Genomic DNA, 16345 nt, shown 5'->3' with positions numbered 1-16345 from the left:
CTCAGTTCGTCAAACTTGCTATGCTTTACCCTCATACGAACAACCTCCGGCTAATTTCATTGTATTTTCTTAGCCTAAAAGTGTCCAACTTAATTAGGGGGCTTTATAGAAATGTTGTACGAACTGCAACTTCATCTTGCAAAACAGCCTTTAGGCGTGTGAATTGTTGTATAAACTACAACATTGGTAACCATGAAATCCCTTAAAATATACAAATAATGCCCTAAACACTTCTTTTGGAAGCGAAAGGGCAGAAACTAATTCAACGTTATTCAGCTAAAATTATGCAGTTAAAAGTTTGGCTTCAGTCGAATGATCTTATCATCGCCTTTATTTGGCTTGCCGCGACCGTCACGGTTGTTCGTCATGAGATATAGTGATCCATCGGGTCCTTCATAGATATTGCGAAGCCTGCCGAATTTCCCTTGAAATAAATGTTCCACGTTGGTAACAGTTTCGTATTTTGGACCTTTTAGGTTTACTTTTAAAAGCCGTTCTCCCCGCAATCCTGCCACCAAGAGGCTGCCTTTCCAAGGCCCTTTGCTAACGAATGCTGCGCCCGATGGTGCCCACGTTTCTTTTCCGCTTTGGAGGATTGGCGTTTTTAGATTAGCTTTCTCTGGACTCGAGGATATTTCACCTTCAATTAATGGCCAACCATAATTACCCCCAGGTTCAATAAGGTTAATCTCATCATGTGCGGATTGTCCATGTTCGGAACTGTACAATTTCCCTGTTTCAGGATGCCAAGCGAGCCCTTGAGGGTTACGGTGTCCCATGCTGTAGATGGGTGAATTCTTAAAAGGATTAGAGGCAGGAATAGAACCGTCAAGGGCAATTCGTAATATTTTGCCTCCCATGCTAGTTGGGTCTTGTGCTAATGGGGGATCATACCGATCGCCAGAGGTGATATAAAGCAGCTTATCGACACCAATTTTAATCCTTCCGCCGTTATGGTTTTCCGCCCCTGGTAATCCGGAAATTAATACTTTATCCAGCTGCGCCTTGTTATTTTTTTCGATAAGTCTCAGCACACGATTGCTGACTTGATCCTTCACTCGATAGGTGTGATATACATAGATATAATGGTTTTCCATAAAAGAGGGATCAAGCGCAAGCCCTAACAATCCTCCCTCACCTTCGCTGATGAAGGGGGCCTCGAAAGAGATTAGCGGCTCAGGGTTCAGAAGACCCTTCTCAATCACACGCAACGTACCAGGTCTTTCTGTGAAAAAAATCCGTCCATCCTTCGCGATATCCATCTCCCAAGGGACATTAAGACCTTCGGCAACTGTTTCCATTGTATAGGGTATATTCACTTGTGTAGTTGAAGTCTGATCTGGAGATGGCTCATTAACAAGCTTATTCGGCGTACAGCCAGAGGTTATCCCAAACGATAAAGCTATTAGAATAACAAGGATCTTTCTCATTAACATTTCCTCCTCCAGGAATAGGATAAACATGCGTTAATTCTGTGGTAGGTAAGAACTATCATACCATTTTGTGGAAGAAAACGATAAATCGCATCCTGAAGAGTTACGTGAACGAATCGTTAATTTATTAAATCAATATAAATAGGCGAAAAAGGTCAGTGCCTTCAACAGAAGGCACCGACCTTTTTCAAATGATCCTATCTGATTAGCCATTGACCACTTGTCCACCATTCACGTGCAGCACTTGCCCCGACATATAGGAAGAATCGTCCGAGGCGAGGAACACGTAGGACGGTCCAAGTTCCTCAGGCTGTCCGGGTCGCTTCATCGGACTGTTGGATCCGAATTTAGATACTTTTTCCTCATCGAAAGTTGAAGGAATGAGCGGCGTCCAGATTGGACCGGGTGCAACTGCGTTAACACGGATTCCTTTGTCAATAACGTTCAAGGCCAGTGAGCGGGTGAACGATACGATAGCTCCTTTTGTAGAGGAGTAATCAAGCAGGCCTGCATTTCCCTGATAAGCTGTAATCGAGGCCGAATTAATGATGACAGCACCTTCTTTTAAATGCGGCATAGCCGCCTTAGTCAAATAGAAGAACGAGAAGATATTCGTACGAAACGTCTTCTCAAGCTGCTCTTTCGTAATATCTTCGATCCTGTCCTGTGGATGCTGCTCAGCCGCATTATTAACGAGAATGTCGAGTTTACCAAAGCTATCTACGGTCTGTTTAACAACATCTATACAAAATTTTTCCTCACCAATATCTCCAGCGATTAGCACGCACTCTCGACCCTCGGCTTCAACTAAGCGCTTGGTTTCCTTTGCGTCTTCATGCTCGTCCAAATAAACAATGACCACATCAGCGCCTTCAGCCGCATAGCAGACTGCTACGGCTCTTCCAATTCCGCTATCTCCGCCTGTAATTATGGCAGTTCGGCCAAACAGCTTTTCACTGCCCTTATACTTACGGTCAACCGAAATTGGACGGGGTGTCATATCTCTTTCCAGACCGGGCCTACGATTTTGATGCTGCGGGGGTAACGTTTGAATGTGTTCGGTTTGCGAACTCATCATGAATCACTCCTTTGTTTGGATTCCTAATTCATTAACCTGATTTCATTACGATGAACCATTTCTTGTGACCCACTATGCGAATGGGAAGATACCGTAACCCATATACTCGTGATAGTATAGGAGGAGATTATTGTTAAGTTAAATAAAAGAAAAGATTTTATATAAGGAGCCAAAATTTCATGATTATATACCAAAATGAACATACAACCGTCTTTCAAAGCGCATTATATCAAACGACATCAACCGTTGTGCTAACGAAGGATATGGTATTAATTGTTGATCCGAACTGGCTTCCAAATGAAGTTGATGACATTCGGAACTATGTTGATTCGGTAAAAGGTGAGAGGGACCTATACCTGTTATTTACGCATGGCGATTTTGATCACATTATTGGCTATAAAGCATTTCCCGGCGCTAAAATAATTGGGAGTTACGCGCTAAGCTGTCACCCGAAGAAAGAATACAAGATTTCATTGATTGAAGAATTCGATAGGAAACATTATATCAATCGAAATTACCCCATCGAATTTCCTGTCCTTGATATCATCATCTCAGAAGATGCTGCGGAACTAAGGATTGGGGATACGTTACTGACTTTTTATAAATCCCCAGGACATACGCCGGATGGCTTGTTTACTGTCATTGAGCCGCTTGGTATTTGGATTGCAGGAGATTATTTATCCGATTTCGAATTACCGTTTATTTATCATAGTGCCGAAGCATATAAGGAAACATTGAATACGGCAAGTCAGATTTTAGATCAACACAGCATTAAGCTGCTAGTTCCAGGGCATGGACAAGTTACCACCGATACAGAGGAGATGAAAAGGCGATTGGACATGTCTTCTGATCATTTGGAACGGCTTATTAAGGCGGTCATTGCCAAAGATGAGAATGCTATCGCCGCGCTTGGTGATGAGCATGCTTATAAATCTTCTTTTACAGAAGAATGCCACGAAGAAAATATAAGAATCATTAAGCAGGAATATTCTAGTTAAGTCATTCTTCAACCTATTATCGCCGGCGGCAGTATACAGAAATTCCAAAGGAAGTGATTTAATTGAGCCTTAATTACTTTGTTTTGATTGTTTTCATCGTTTATATGGTTTATAAAGGGATCAAAGCATTTAAAGCTAAAAAACAAGTAGGAGCTGTTTTTTTCAAAGGAACAAGTAATTATAAAAGCGTCCAAACAATGCTACTTTCAATTCTTTCTTTGCCATTTGTTCTAATACTTGAGGGGAATCTAAAATATATTATTTTGACAGTCATCGTTGTCCTTGGAGTAGTTATTGAACAAGTGTATGTGGGAGAGCTTGGAATAAAATTGAATGATGAATTCTTTGCTAAGGAACGCATCATGCACAGCTACATGGTTGAGGATCGTGTAGACCAATTTGAAATAATGATAAACGAAAGAACGGATACGATAAAGATTACAATTAGTAATCGATTAATTGGTAAACCGGTAGAAGAAGTTTTAGAGGCATACCTGAACCCTATGAAAGTATAAATAGGCGATACAGGTAACAGGAAATGGAACGTGTCCATCGATGGTGTTGGTATCAATGCGTATACGGGGGAGTTTATCGATATGATCGAAAGTGTTGTGTTTTTTACAACAATCGAAGGGAAATCGCTGAAAAGATTTCAGATTGTTGTACAATGTGCAACATTTCTTTAATGTCTCCCTATTGGAGGTGACTCCTTTTAGACTAATCACATATTTTTCATCCCTATCGGGCAAACCAAGCATGGATTCTTTTTCAATCCACTACTTATTTGGGTTAGGGGTGATAGCTCATTAGCGTACAAACAATACAAAAACCGCGCATGGGACTGCCGGATTTGAAGGATAAGGTCGCATTGATCACCGGAGCGGGATCAGGAATTGGTCAGGCAGCCGCCGAGATGCTTGCACAGCAAGGGATGAAAGTGTGTCTTGTGGATTTGAAGGACGACCGGCTGGAGCAGACGAAACAGGATATTGTGGCAGCAGGAGGCCAAGCGATCACGGTTGATGTTGACGTTTCTGATCCGGACCGTGTTGCTCAGGCGTTCGAGCAGACGGTAAAAACCTGGGGACGACTAGATGTTGTATTTGCTAATGCGGGCATCAACGGGGTGTTGGCACCGATCGAAGATATGAAGCCTGAGGATTGGGATCGTACTCTGTTCGTCAATCTGAAGGGAACGTTCCTGTGTGTCAAACAAGCGATTCCTCATATGAAAGAGAACGGTGGCAGCATAATCATCACAAGCTCCATCAACGGCAGCCGCGCATTCTCTGGATTTGGGATGACAGCCTATAGCACTTCAAAGGCAGGACAAGTGGCGTTTGCCAAGATGGCCGCATTAGAATTGGCCCGCTACAAAATACGCGTCAACGCCATCTGTCCAGGGTCAATCAAGACCAACATTGGGGAAAATACTCAGCCGACGCCTGAGCTCGAGAAAATCAAAATTCCAGTTAAATATCCGCAAGGCAGCCAGCCATTGGAACATGCACCGGGTCAGCCGGAGCAAGTAGCTAATCTGGTAGCTTTCCTTGCCTCAGAAGCCTCGAGCCATATTACAGGCACGGAATTGTTCATTGACGGTGCTGAATCGCTGCTTTAACGATAGCTTACAAACTGACTTGCTGGTGGTTGAGGGATACGGATGATTTTCTAAAGAAATGAGCAGTCTATATTCGGAGGTGAACGAAACCATGGATGAACAAAAAGAAACAGTCACTTCATTCGATCCGAAAAGCGGACAATCCAAAGAGGTCAATATCGTCTTTGATCATGCCCGTAGTGGAGGGTTGAAATATACAATTGAAGATGTTGAGAAAGATAACAAGAAAAATGATGAATAGTCACTTATAAAAGTTGAAAAGCGTATGTTGATTCAGGGGGCCTCTCCTGTAACCAACATGCGCTTATTTAATTTCTGTATCGATTAATCGTCAAAACCTGCTCGGCATGTTTCAGGACTAGTGTGCTCGGAGCTTCTGATAACCGTATCATCTGGTCCGTCTTCATTGGAATCATCCGATTTACCTTCAGCATCAACCGTAGATTCAAAGTTTGTGTCGCTGTTATTGGTTAAGTAATCTATGCTTCTCACCCTTTCAATTGTATAGGCTAATATGCTTCGTTTATAGACGATTTATTCGTCGGCATATATAATTTGCCGGGTCCGTATTCGCTTTAACCATCACTGCCATTAGCCATTGAAAGAGGAATTTGTAGGTCTTGACAAACCATACTGTAATATTTATAATTACAGTATCGAGTCCTTACAAAAAATAAGTTAATGGCGGTGATAATCATGAATTTTGTAATCAGTGATTGGGTTGTGGCAACTACAAATGAAGATGAATTGCTGCATGGTTATATTGAGTCTATTGATATGCTGTTAGGCGTTGCTCGGGTGCATGTTATTGCATCGGATCGTGAAACTGCCATCGGAAAAATAATGGAAGTAAGCAGTCAAGACGTAAAGAAATTACCGGTAAGCGAGTTTGATATAGAAGATCAAGTAAAGAGCTTGATTGATGTGGCGCTAACAACGAGAGACGAGCAATGGTTCAATGAATTGTCAGCGAAATTATTCGCTATTCAACAAAATGGCACGAAACGCGGTGAGCGTGATGTATTTCCGTCCTACTATCATAACCGCTTAGGTGTTGATCAGTTTTAATGGGGCGAATAAAAGAAAAAGCCAATCCAAGAGACATGTCCTGCATGTCGTCTAATGGATTGGCTTTTTAGTTATGTTTTCCCGCTTACTGTATAGGTGCCTTGTTTGAGACTTGTTTCTCTTTCGTGACTTCCGCGGCAAAAAGAGTCTGAAGTTCTGTTATTTTTCTGGGGTCGGTAAGTGTCACTTTGTCTGTGAAATAGTGTTCAACCAGCAGCTCCCAAGTAGGGGTTACCTTTTGAGCGGTCATGGCTCGAATTGCGGTCTTAACCAGCCTTCGTTCCTTGGCATTAGCGTACACGTCAATGTACTGCTGTTTGCGCTCGAAATCTAACTCCGTAAAAATGGCTCGAAATACCTCAGCTGTCATACGCGCGTCGTCCAATGCTCTATGAGCTGAGCCTTCAGCAGCAATGTTAAGATCGAGCAAAGCAGCCTCAACACTGACATCATTCGTCACATTTTTATAACGGATAAACCCTTTCAGTAGATCAAAATAGCTGGCAGCCATCCAGTAGGCATCATCCAACTTATGCATCCGCGTATCAAACACGATGCGTTTCAAATCTTCGCCACCCCAGGTGACTAGCAGGAAAGCATCACTTTTATTTAGCCAGTCCATGAAATCCGTAATGACTTTACGAAAGCCGTCGGCTTGATCGATATCTTCTTGGGGGATGCCCGTTTTTTTCTTGATAAACCCATTCAATTTGGAGAAATAAACGGGTTTGACTAAAGATGAAAACTCGTCAATAGCCTGTAAGGAAGAGTCTAAACGGACTGCTCCAATTTCAATAACTTCCATAGGTAAATCGCTCGCAAATTTGCGACCGTTGAATTCAATGTCCAAAATAATGTAGTCCATGATGTGGCCCCCGTTCTTTCTCTGTGTTTCCATTCTATCAGAAAATGCCTAGGATACCAGCTTACGTTTTCCATAGACTGTATTTAGAACGAAACTAAACAGTAGACCTGCAAAGGACATTCCTGAAATCCATAGATATAATTGTTTCCCTCCAAAGCTTTCGTAGAACCAGCCGCCCAAATAGGAAGCGACAATACCCGATACGCCAAAGAAAAGGATCGCAAGCACAGTCTGTCCCGTTGCACGCCATTCTTCAGGAACAATACGATATAAATATTGGATAGCAGCTGAATAAAATATCGGAAATGTAAAGGTCTGCAGCAGCTGAAGATACACGAGAATATGAGGATCTGTTACCCACGCGGATAGAAAAAAGCGAATGAAATAAAACACAGCAGCGAAAGAAATAATCGCTAATTCTTTCCCCTTGCGAAGCCACCAAAAGCTTAGAGCGAATACGAGAATTTCGCTTCCAGCTGCTAGAAACCAGGCCAAACCAACCATGTCGGGGGTGCCGCCTAATTTTCGAATATAGACACCAAGAAAAGTATCGTTGATCCGCTGTGGCACGGCAACAATAAAGATAAGTAACATAAACCAAATGGTTTCCTTATTTCCTAAGAATTTGCGTAGACTTTTTAGAGAAATCGGTTTCCCAGTTACAGGCGCATCAGGCAAGGGCAAACAGATTAGAATGCTAATGATGCCTATTCCTGCGAACAAGAACGCCAAACTATTGATTCCGAAATATTGTGTGGTATAACCAACGGCCAAAGACATGACCGCATAACCGACAGCTCCGAAGGTTCGAATGGAACCGTAGCTTACCCCGTTAGCCTCCGCTGTTTGGAAATTTAGACTTTCTGTCAGGGGATCGAGAGGCATTAAGAAAAAATACATAAGCATCGTAAAAAGAAGAAGCACAATAAAGCTGGATGAGGCGTATAACAAGTACCCCACAATGGTTGAACATCCTAATAGGAGTAACATAACCTTCTTAATGGTCTTCGTTCGATCACTGATCATGCCCCATAATGGTTGCGAGAAGATGGCAATGAAGCCTCCCGTTCCTATAATGAGACCAATCTTCGTTGCTGGAAGTCCTTGCGCATCTAAATAGACGGGAAGAAATGAAACAAACATAGCCAGTAGTGCAAAATACAAAAAGTTAAACGAACGCAATAAATTTGAAGAATTCATGATGACCTTAACCTTCCTAGATAAATTAGCACAATGCTGTTGTAAAACTACATTCTAACATGTCATGGTAAGAATCCAAAGTAAATTAAAGCGATTCTTTCAGAGGCGTATTCCTGCATCTTCCAATCTCTGTAAGGACGGTTTACAATTAGAGAGAGGAGTTGATGCATAATGGGATCACCAAACGTACGACTGGTACTTGATGCCAAAGCCACATTGGCTGAAGGTCCGTGCTGGAATGCGGAACAGGGTCTGCTATATTGGGTTGATATTATAGGGGAAAAATTTGGAAGGTTTGATCCTGAAACAGGGTTAAACGAAGATTTTCAAATTGGGGAATATGTCGGCGCTGTTGTCTGTGCCGGCGAAAATGAGGTAGTGTTAGCAACACAATCTGGATTCCAAACGTACCAGATGCAGCAGCGAAAGCTTACGCCTCTTGTTGATCCAGAATCACATTTACCGGAAAATCGGTTTAACGATGGGAAATGTGATGCTAACGGGCGATTCTGGGCGGGCACCATGGAGATTATTGAAAAAGAGGCAACAGGTGCACTCTATGTGCTAGAAACGGATCACAGTTATCGCAAGGTTTACGAGGGAGTGGGCGTTTCCAACGGGATCGCTTGGAGCTTAGATGAGAAAGAAATGTACTATATCGATTCTATGAAAAAGCTAGTGCTCGCATTTGAGTATGAGGCGGATAAAGGGGAAATTAGCAATCCGAGAATACGGATCGATTTTCGGAGTGAAAAAGGGTTCCCTGACGGGATGACGATCGATGAAGAAGGGATGCTTTGGATCGCCCATTGGGATGGTTGGCAGGTGTCCCGTTGGAATCCAAAAACAGCTCAAAAGATAGACAGCATTGCCATTCCTGCAGCTAAAGTAACCTCCTGTATTTTCGGTGGAGACGAGCTAGACACCTTGTACGTTACGACCGCCCGAAAGGGTCTTCAGGAGGATCAGGCGGGGGATCAACCACATGCTGGAGGGATTTTTGCGGTAAAGCCAGGTGTAAGAGGTACGAAGACGCATTCATTCGGAGTACAGCATGAGGAACGGAAAGGGGAGGTTCTATGACAAATGAGAATAGACATTTAAAGATTCAGTATATCGGCCAGGTCGGCGTTATTCTGCGTAAAAAAGATCTCGCTATAGCGATAGACCCTTATTTGACGGATTCTGTTGATCATCTTTCTGGGTTTCCGGAGGGTTTTTGGCAGCGGAGATATGTTCCTCCTGTGAAGCCGGAGACACTAACGGATTTGGATCTTGTGCTTTGTACGCATGAGCATATGGACCACATGGATCCAGATACGCTGAGAGCAATCGCGGTGGCATCTCCCCAATGTCAGTTTGGTGCTCCGAAATCGTGTTTGCCTTCGCTGGAGGCGATCGGCATTTCAGCAGAGCGGCTGCATGCGCTTGGGACCCATGAGGCATTTCAATACGGCGCTGATCTGATCATTCACCCCATTCCGGCTTGGCACGAGGAACGTGTGCGAGATGGCGAAGGCTGGGATCACTACTTAGGCTACGTCTTACAATGGGACGGCTTGTTCATTTATCATGCAGGGGATACGCTTCTGACAGAGGAGTTAGTCGAGGCGCTGACCGGCTTCACTATCGATGTAGGTTTTCTGCCGATTAACGGAAGGGACATTTTCCGCAACCGCCTCGGTGTCGTCGGCAACATGAACGCTCTGGAAGCGGCAGACTTAGCAGCTCACCTGAAGTTCGATATCGTTGTGCCTGTGCACTTCGATATGTATGCAAACAATAGTGAAGGGATCGCCCCCTTCGTTGACCGTTTATATCAGAAGCATCCGGGGCAGAAATTTCATATTTTCCAACCGGGTGAGACACTGGTATATGCGAAGTAATGATTCATTTTTATAAATAATACAAAGCTTGACCCACAACAGCGCCTAAGAGGACGATGCACCAAGGCGGTAATTTCCAAAATACCAAAAGGCCAAACAATACGATAACCAGTGCAAAATCATAAGGACGAATAATGACGGTTGTCCAAAGTGGGTTATAAAGTGCCGCGAGCAGGATGCCGACAACGGCCGCATTTATGCCTACGAAAGCACTTTGAATTTTGACATTTGTTCGTAAGGAATTCCAAAAAGGCAAAGCCCCTATAATCAAGAGATAAGCAGGCAGGAAAATGGCCAAGGTTCCCACGATAGCCCCTCTGAATCCGTCAAACATGGCGCCCAAATACGTGCCAAATGTAAAAAGCGGACCCGGAACTGCCTGCGTAGCCCCATATCCAGCCAGGAAGACTTCTTTACTTACCCAACCTTGCGGGACAACTTCGCGTTCCAAAAGGGGGAGAATAACATGGCCGCCGCCGAAGACCAAGGAACCGACCCGATAAAACGAATCAAAAAGGGATAAGAGCTGCGAATGCCATAGACCGCTGAAAATTGGTAGAAGCAGAAGCAGCAGCGCATACATGATCAAGCAAAGGATCGCAACAGAGCGATGAACACGCACTTGAATGGTACTGTTATCTTGGTTCGAAACGGTTTTGAAGGCAAATAGCCCGATGAGTCCAGCGAGTAAAATAATAACAACTTGGCTATAGACCGTCTGCCATAACAAGGTTACTGAAGCTGCCGCGATAGCTATGGAGGCCGTGCTTTTATCTGATGCTAACTTTTTCCCCATGCTGAGAACAGCTTGTGCGACGATGGCAACAGCGACGATTTTGAGACCGTGAATCCAGCCAGTGCTGCTAACATCCATGGCTTTCATCAGCAGGGAAAAGAGTAGTAGGAGGATAATAGAAGGTAAAGTAAACCCAAGCCAAGCAACTGCGCCTCCCAACAATCCAGCCCGAATGGTACCGATTCCAACACCTACTTGACTGCTGGCTGGTCCCGGGAGAAACTGGCATAAAGCAACGAGATCGGCATAACTTTTCTCATCCATCCATTTACGTTTCTGAATATATTCGTTGTGAAAATAGCCCAGATGGGCAATGGGTCCACCGAATGACGTCAATCCTAATTTTGTTGATACGAAAAATACTTCAAGCAATGCTCTTCGTTTGCTTTGCTGTGGTTTTGCAGCGGTGTCCAACCCATTTCCTCCCCAATGACGATTGATGAACATCTAAGTAATTGTAGTGTATCGGAAATTGCAACGCGATTCTACCGTTTAACACAAATAATACAGTAATGACGACCATCCGATTACTCCCTACACATATAAAGGATCATGAAATCTACTAGGTAGAATTCATGATCCTTTTTCAATGGCCTCGAAATACGAGGGAGTTCATCAACTCATATTACTCCAGCTGATATTCCTTCATCTTGTTGTAAAGGGTGCCGCGGGAGATGCCTAATAGTTTGGCTGCTGCGCTTTTATTGCCTGCCGTTTTGGACAAAGCTTCTTCAATCAGATGGATTTCTTCAACATCAGACACCTTCGCTTTTAATGAAGTTGTCGCAGCATCTCCTTCTGAAGAAGTAAGGCTTGGTTGCTGCTCCTGTAAAGTGACTGGCAAATGTTCCAAAGTGATCAGGTCTTCATCATTAAGAATGATGCATCGCTCGATGACATTTTTCAATTCTTGGATGTTCCCTGGCCATGAATAGTTGGTGAAAGCTAAGATGACCTCTGGCGAAAGTGTAGGAACAGGCTTCTGGTATTGCAGTGAAAACTGTTTGAGATACATTTGGACCATCGCAGGAATGTCTTCGGTTCTATCTCTTAGAGGCGGAATCCGAATGGAAATGACATTGAGTGCATAGTACAGATCCGAGCGGAATTCTTGATTGACCAGCTTGCTTGCTAAATCTTGTGTAGTTGCGATTATGATTCGCGTACGCACACTGATAGGTTGACTTCCTCCGGAGCGAACGATCGTTTGCTGTGTAATGTAATGATAAAGCTTAGCTTGAAGCTCTAATGGAAGCTTCTCGATTTCATTAATAAACAACGTGCCGTCTTTGGCTAGCTCCAATTTGCCGGCTTGTCCACTTTCACTTCCCGTGAAGGCGCCCCCTTGATAGCCAAATAATTCAGCTTCCAATAAACCTGCGGGAACGATGCCGCAATTAATTGTCAAGAAAGGCTGCTCGGATCTTGAACTCGACTGATGGATAATATGAGCAAGCTGTTCTTTGCCAACACCCGATTCTCCAATCAGGAGGACGGGTGTTTCTGTTGCTGCCACCTTTTTGGCCCATTGGATGACTTTGCCGATAGCAGGTCCTTTTCCTTTGATTAAGGTAAAGAGATCTTCAGCCTGATCTTTATGTGGTAGTCCGAAGGAATCGACGGTTGTTAATTGTTCGTTCAATCGTACCAATTGTGTAATATCCTGCTCGGTTGCAATGCCTCCAATGATATGCCCTTGAGCATCTCTGATCGGTGACGCATTAATAAGGACGTGGGTGTCCGGGCGAGGACGGTGGTAGGTATTACGAATCATCCGGCCTTCGTCCAAAATTTTCAGGACCATCAGTGTTTCGATATCAAAGTGTTCGCCAATGCGTTTGCCCAAAATATCTACTGCCGGAAGATGATAAAGATCCTCAGCGACGGAATTCCAGCAAATCACAGCGCCGGCTCGATCAACGACCGTGACAGCATCGGTGACGGTATCTGCGAGTGCGGTGAAATAGGCAGACCACTTTTGCAGCTCGGAAAGGACGAAATTGAGATACGTGGATAAATCAGAGTATCCCCCGATGGTTCCATCCTTATCTTTGAAAAGTACCGGTCGATTTGTTCGTTGAGACACAAGCGGCAAAGGAGTATTATCGTCCACAGTAATAATCGTGGATACAAAGTATTTGCTGTTTTCTACCAATTCTTGGATGTTTCTAGCGGAAAAGGCCGTCATAAGGCCAGCATCTTCCGGTGCAAATAAACATATTTCGTCGTGCGAATGGGCAATAACTGCCGTTCCATTGTTTAAATAGGAAGAAAGCTCTTCAAGCGTTGTTTCAACAGGGAGTGTGATCATAGGGTTGTTCAACGGAAAGTGTTCATTTATGAACATAATTGACCTCATTTGTACCATTTATTTGGTTTAAATTTACCATGAAAGCAAGAGAGATTCAACACAAGAAGCCGAGAAGGTGAGTATGATAGAGGTAAAGAAACAAAAATTGTTCAACATGCAAGAAATATACCAACATAAACAAATAGTGTTCAAAATTTAAATTTAAGTGTATAATAAAATTATTAATTAAACACTATTGTATAATTCCTTTTGGGGGAATAACAGATGGAAACGATCATGAAAAATATGTTTCAATCTTTAGGCAAAAGCCGAACTGCCAATCGATTAGCCAAAAAGTATGGTTTACGCTTTGGTGCAGCGCGTTTTGTAGCAGGAGAGACCATCCAGCAATCTATTCAAGCTGTTCGCGAGCTTAATCAAGATGGCCGAATAGCGACCCTAGACCATTTGGGAGAGTTCGTCTTTAGTGAAGAAGAAGCGTTGGAATTAACAGCGATGTGTATTCAAACGCTAGATGCGATTGCTAGTTCAGGCGTCAAATCCAATCTTTCGCTTAAAATGACTTCACTTGGGCTAGATATCAGTAGAGAGCTCTGTGTAAATAACATGAAAAGAATTCTTGATTGTGCTCGTCAGCATGGAAATTTCGTACGAATTGATATGGAGGATTATGCGCATTGTCAAATCTCACTCGATATCTATAGAGAGCTTCGACAAGAATATGACAATGTAGGCATCGTCATTCAAGCTTATTTGTACCGCACTATGCAGGATATCGATGATTTGCATTCACTCGGAGCTAATCTGCGACTTGTAAAAGGTGCTTATAAAGAATCTCCGGAAGTTGCTTTTCCAGAAAAAAGCGCGGTTGATGAAAATTATAAAAAAATCATTCAAAAGCATCTTTTGAACGGTCATTATACAGCTATTGCGAGCCACGACGAGGCGATCATTCATTTTACGAAAGAATTTGTAAGGTCAAATCTTATCTCTATCGAACAGTTTGAATTCCAGATGCTTTATGGGATTTGTGAAGATTTGCAAAAGCAATTAGTGAAAGAAGGATATCGGGTTCGTGTCTATGTCCCTTACGGTGTAGATTGGTTCGGATATTTCATGAGAAGGTTAGCAGAGCGCCCAGCAAATGTCTGGTTTGTTCTGAAAAATATGTTTAAATAACACCCAAGTTTCCCATTCGGAGAGGAGCAATAATATGAATACATTTACAAAGGTTAGTCCATATGCAAATGAGCCATTTACTAATTTTGGTTTAGAGGAAAATGTGAAGGCGATGCAAGCTGCTATTGCCAAAGTGAAAAGTGAGCTAGGGCGCGAATACCCGCTATATATCGGTACTGAGAAAATTGTAACAGATGCTAAAATCACTTCGATTAACCCGGGGAATGTAGACGAAATCATTGGATACGTAAGCAAAGCGGATCAGACACTTGCTGAAAAAGCGATGAACGTTGCCCTCGAAACATTCGAAACTTGGAAAAAGGTTCCTGCTAGAGAGCGTGCGGAGTATTTATTTAAAGCTGCTGCGCTAATGCGTGATCGCAAGCATGAGTTCTCAGCGTTGATGATTCTAGAGTCAGGTAAAAACTACGTTGAAGCGGATGTAGATACTGCAGAAGCGATCGATTTCATCGAGTTCTACGCGCGTGAAATGATTCGTTTGAGCCAAATCAACGAGACGCAGCCATTAGCTAAAATTCCTGGTGAAAACAACCAAATTAGTTATATCCCATTAGGCGTCGGCGTTATTATTCCGCCATGGAACTTCCCGCTAGCGATTTGTGTTGGAATGACCATTGCGGCGGTTGTTTCTGGTAACACCGTTTTGCTGAAGCCAGCTTCAACAACGCCTGTTATTGCTCACAAATTCGTGGCTCTTATGGAGGAAGTTGGACTTCCTGCCGGCGTAATTAATTTCATTCCAGGAAGCGGTGCGGAAGTAGGAGACTATTTAACCACACATCCGAAAACTCGTTTCATTAGCTTTACTGGCTCCAAGGAGATTGGTTTGCGCATCAACAAGTTGGCCGCGGATGTGGTGCCTGGTCAAATTTGGATCAAGCGTGTGATTGCGGAAATGGGCGGCAAAGATGGTATTGTCGTGGACGAAACAGCAGATCTCGATGCGGCTGCCGCTGCGATTGTGGCTTCTGCTTTCGGCTTCCAAGGGCAGAAATGCTCGGCCGGTTCACGTGCAATCATTGTAGAATCTGTTTACGACGTAGTTGTAGACAAAGTAGTTGCTCTGACGAACCAGCTGCAAAGCGGCCTGCCTGAGCACAATTTCGCAGCAGGTCCGGTAATTGATAAAGGTTCCTATGATAAAATTTTGGATTACATTGAAATTGGGAAAACCGAAGGAACACTGCTTGCAGGTGGTAATAAGGCCGAAGGAAACGGCTATTACATTCAGCCAACTGTGTTCGGCGATGTAAATGGCAAAGCGCGCGTTATGCAGGAGGAGATTTTCGGACCTGTCTTGGCCATTGCTAAAGCCAAGGATTGGAAAGAAGCCATCGCGATGTACAATGATACGGAATTTGGTTTGACAGGCTCCTACTTCTCCACGAATGAGGAGCGGATTTCTGAGGCATTAGACACTGTTCACTGCGGCAACTTGTACATTAATCGCAAATGCACAGGCGCATTGGTGGGCGTACATCCTTTTGGCGGCTTCAATATGTCGGGAACGGATTCCAAAGCAGGCGGTTACGACTACCTCATGCTCCTCACACAAGCGAAGCTGACTTCACGTAAAGTATAATGAATAGAAGAAGAGGGCAGACGATGAGTCTGGCCTTCTTTTTTTATAGGATCGGCAGGCGAGGTGTGGAAACGCTAGGGGACTGAGTTAGCATTATGAAATTGAGGCGAGAAGTAAATTTAAAGCAATAATTCGCCTCAAGGATCGGTCGCCGAGAGGTAAAAGGGAACTACGAGACGCTATTTATCAATATGGCTGCATTTTCGTGATCAGAGGGAACGTAGATCCGCTATTTTGCATTTTTGGCGGAAATTCCGAACAAAAAGGGGAAATAAGGGCGTGTAGTTCCTTCAAGGTAGCTAAATAG

Annotated in this window: 16 protein-coding genes; 10 read left to right on the top strand and 6 right to left on the bottom strand. The window is 43.6% G+C overall.

Annotated features, from left to right (window positions below):
- Positions 1 to 290: 290 nt before the first annotated feature.
- Both AC58U0_RS33065 and AC58U0_RS33060 read right to left on the bottom strand, forming a co-directional pair.
- Positions 291 to 1430: a PQQ-dependent sugar dehydrogenase gene (locus AC58U0_RS33065; protein ID WP_497383015.1), complete on the bottom strand. Its 1140-nt coding sequence runs from the start codon at positions 1428 to 1430 to the stop codon at positions 291 to 293.
- A 208-nt stretch (positions 1431 to 1638) separates the two neighbouring features.
- The gene (locus tag AC58U0_RS33060) at positions 1639 to 2508 is read right to left on the bottom strand and encodes an SDR family oxidoreductase (RefSeq protein ID WP_497383017.1); all 870 of its coding nucleotides are present in this window, start codon (positions 2506 to 2508) and stop codon (positions 1639 to 1641) included.
- A 182-nt stretch (positions 2509 to 2690) separates the two neighbouring features.
- Here AC58U0_RS33060 and AC58U0_RS33055 point away from each other — a divergent pair, with 182 nt between their 5' ends.
- From AC58U0_RS33055 to AC58U0_RS33030, 6 genes are all read left to right on the top strand, one after another.
- Entirely contained in the window at positions 2691 to 3509 is an 819-nt protein-coding gene (locus tag AC58U0_RS33055; protein WP_497383014.1) for an MBL fold metallo-hydrolase, read from the top strand.
- Positions 3510 to 3571: 62 nt separating this feature from the next.
- Complete coding sequence (locus AC58U0_RS33050) at positions 3572 to 4024, top strand: hypothetical protein (protein ID WP_497383013.1); 453 nt, start codon at positions 3572 to 3574, stop codon at positions 4022 to 4024.
- Positions 4025 to 4054: 30 nt separating this feature from the next.
- Entirely contained in the window at positions 4055 to 4195 is a 141-nt protein-coding gene (locus AC58U0_RS33045; RefSeq protein WP_497383012.1) for a hypothetical protein, read from the top strand.
- 149 nt (positions 4196 to 4344) lie between these two features.
- A complete protein-coding gene (locus tag AC58U0_RS33040) occupies positions 4345 to 5130 on the top strand; it encodes an SDR family oxidoreductase (RefSeq protein ID WP_497383011.1) in 786 nt (261 codons plus the stop codon).
- Positions 5131 to 5221: 91 nt separating this feature from the next.
- Positions 5222 to 5371, top strand: a complete 150-nt coding sequence (locus AC58U0_RS33035; protein WP_497383010.1) for a hypothetical protein — start codon at positions 5222 to 5224, stop codon at positions 5369 to 5371.
- 455 nt (positions 5372 to 5826) lie between these two features.
- Positions 5827 to 6198: an IDEAL domain-containing protein gene (locus tag AC58U0_RS33030; protein ID WP_497383009.1), complete on the top strand. Its 372-nt coding sequence runs from the start codon at positions 5827 to 5829 to the stop codon at positions 6196 to 6198.
- A gap of 85 nt (positions 6199 to 6283) precedes the next feature.
- Here AC58U0_RS33030 and AC58U0_RS33025 read toward each other — a convergent pair whose 3' ends face one another.
- Positions 6284 to 7063: a 3'-5' exonuclease gene (locus AC58U0_RS33025; protein ID WP_497383008.1), complete on the bottom strand. Its 780-nt coding sequence runs from the start codon at positions 7061 to 7063 to the stop codon at positions 6284 to 6286.
- A 48-nt stretch (positions 7064 to 7111) separates the two neighbouring features.
- Positions 7112 to 8263 carry an MFS transporter gene (locus tag AC58U0_RS33020; RefSeq protein WP_497383007.1) on the bottom strand — a complete coding sequence of 384 codons (1152 nt, stop codon included), beginning with the start codon at positions 8261 to 8263 and terminating at the stop codon, positions 7112 to 7114.
- Positions 8264 to 8434: 171 nt separating this feature from the next.
- Here AC58U0_RS33020 and AC58U0_RS33015 point away from each other — a divergent pair, with 171 nt between their 5' ends.
- Both AC58U0_RS33015 and AC58U0_RS33010 read left to right on the top strand, forming a co-directional pair.
- Positions 8435 to 9346, top strand: a complete 912-nt coding sequence (locus AC58U0_RS33015; protein WP_497383006.1) for an SMP-30/gluconolactonase/LRE family protein — start codon at positions 8435 to 8437, stop codon at positions 9344 to 9346.
- Complete coding sequence (locus AC58U0_RS33010; protein ID WP_497383005.1) at positions 9343 to 10149, top strand: MBL fold metallo-hydrolase; 807 nt, start codon at positions 9343 to 9345, stop codon at positions 10147 to 10149. The genes AC58U0_RS33015 and AC58U0_RS33010 overlap by 4 nt, the downstream gene beginning before the upstream one ends.
- 10 nt (positions 10150 to 10159) lie before the next feature.
- Here AC58U0_RS33010 and chrA read toward each other — a convergent pair whose 3' ends face one another.
- Both chrA and AC58U0_RS33000 read right to left on the bottom strand, forming a co-directional pair.
- Complete coding sequence (chrA, locus tag AC58U0_RS33005; protein WP_497383004.1) at positions 10160 to 11392, bottom strand: chromate efflux transporter; 1233 nt, start codon at positions 11390 to 11392, stop codon at positions 10160 to 10162.
- A 178-nt stretch (positions 11393 to 11570) separates the two neighbouring features.
- The gene (locus AC58U0_RS33000) at positions 11571 to 13292 is read right to left on the bottom strand and encodes a sigma-54 interaction domain-containing protein (RefSeq protein ID WP_497383003.1); all 1722 of its coding nucleotides are present in this window, start codon (positions 13290 to 13292) and stop codon (positions 11571 to 11573) included.
- 228 nt (positions 13293 to 13520) lie between these two features.
- On the opposite strand from AC58U0_RS33000, the gene AC58U0_RS32995 reads away from it, so the two are divergent.
- Together AC58U0_RS32995 and pruA are read left to right on the top strand one after the other, a co-directional pair.
- Positions 13521 to 14435: a proline dehydrogenase family protein gene (locus tag AC58U0_RS32995; RefSeq protein WP_497383002.1), complete on the top strand. Its 915-nt coding sequence runs from the start codon at positions 13521 to 13523 to the stop codon at positions 14433 to 14435.
- Between the two features lie 34 nt (positions 14436 to 14469).
- Entirely contained in the window at positions 14470 to 16038 is a 1569-nt protein-coding gene (pruA, locus tag AC58U0_RS32990) for an L-glutamate gamma-semialdehyde dehydrogenase (protein WP_497383001.1), read from the top strand.
- Positions 16039 to 16345: the final 307 nt, after the last annotated feature.

Source organism: Paenibacillus sp. J31P190, from assembly GCF_059692075.1.
The sequence above is the reverse complement of the archived record's forward strand: the minus strand, read 5'-3'. Positions and strand labels throughout refer to the sequence as shown.

What these genes read in the sequence shown, in the direction of transcription:
- AC58U0_RS33060 (WP_497383017.1), bottom strand. Translation starts at nt 2,508, where the DNA reads ATGAGTTCGCAAACCGAACACATTCAAACGTTACCCCCGCAGCATCAA.
- AC58U0_RS33055 (WP_497383014.1), top strand. Translation starts at nt 2,691, where the DNA reads ATGATTATATACCAAAATGAACATACAACCGTCTTTCAAAGCGCATTA.
- AC58U0_RS33015 (WP_497383006.1), top strand. Translation starts at nt 8,435, where the DNA reads ATGGGATCACCAAACGTACGACTGGTACTTGATGCCAAAGCCACATTG.
- AC58U0_RS33025 (WP_497383008.1), bottom strand. Translation starts at nt 7,063, where the DNA reads ATGGACTACATTATTTTGGACATTGAATTCAACGGTCGCAAATTTGCG.
- AC58U0_RS33000 (WP_497383003.1), bottom strand. Translation starts at nt 13,292, where the DNA reads ATGTTCATAAATGAACACTTTCCGTTGAACAACCCTATGATCACACTC.
- AC58U0_RS33040 (WP_497383011.1), top strand. Translation starts at nt 4,345, where the DNA reads ATGGGACTGCCGGATTTGAAGGATAAGGTCGCATTGATCACCGGAGCG.
- chrA (WP_497383004.1), bottom strand. Translation starts at nt 11,392, where the DNA reads ATGTTCATCAATCGTCATTGGGGAGGAAATGGGTTGGACACCGCTGCA.
- AC58U0_RS33020 (WP_497383007.1), bottom strand. Translation starts at nt 8,263, where the DNA reads ATGAATTCTTCAAATTTATTGCGTTCGTTTAACTTTTTGTATTTTGCA.
- pruA (WP_497383001.1), top strand. Translation starts at nt 14,470, where the DNA reads ATGAATACATTTACAAAGGTTAGTCCATATGCAAATGAGCCATTTACT.
- AC58U0_RS33065 (WP_497383015.1), bottom strand. Translation starts at nt 1,430, where the DNA reads ATGAGAAAGATCCTTGTTATTCTAATAGCTTTATCGTTTGGGATAACC.
- AC58U0_RS33030 (WP_497383009.1), top strand. Translation starts at nt 5,827, where the DNA reads ATGAATTTTGTAATCAGTGATTGGGTTGTGGCAACTACAAATGAAGAT.
- AC58U0_RS33035 (WP_497383010.1), top strand. Translation starts at nt 5,222, where the DNA reads ATGGATGAACAAAAAGAAACAGTCACTTCATTCGATCCGAAAAGCGGA.
- AC58U0_RS32995 (WP_497383002.1), top strand. Translation starts at nt 13,521, where the DNA reads ATGGAAACGATCATGAAAAATATGTTTCAATCTTTAGGCAAAAGCCGA.
- AC58U0_RS33010 (WP_497383005.1), top strand. Translation starts at nt 9,343, where the DNA reads ATGACAAATGAGAATAGACATTTAAAGATTCAGTATATCGGCCAGGTC.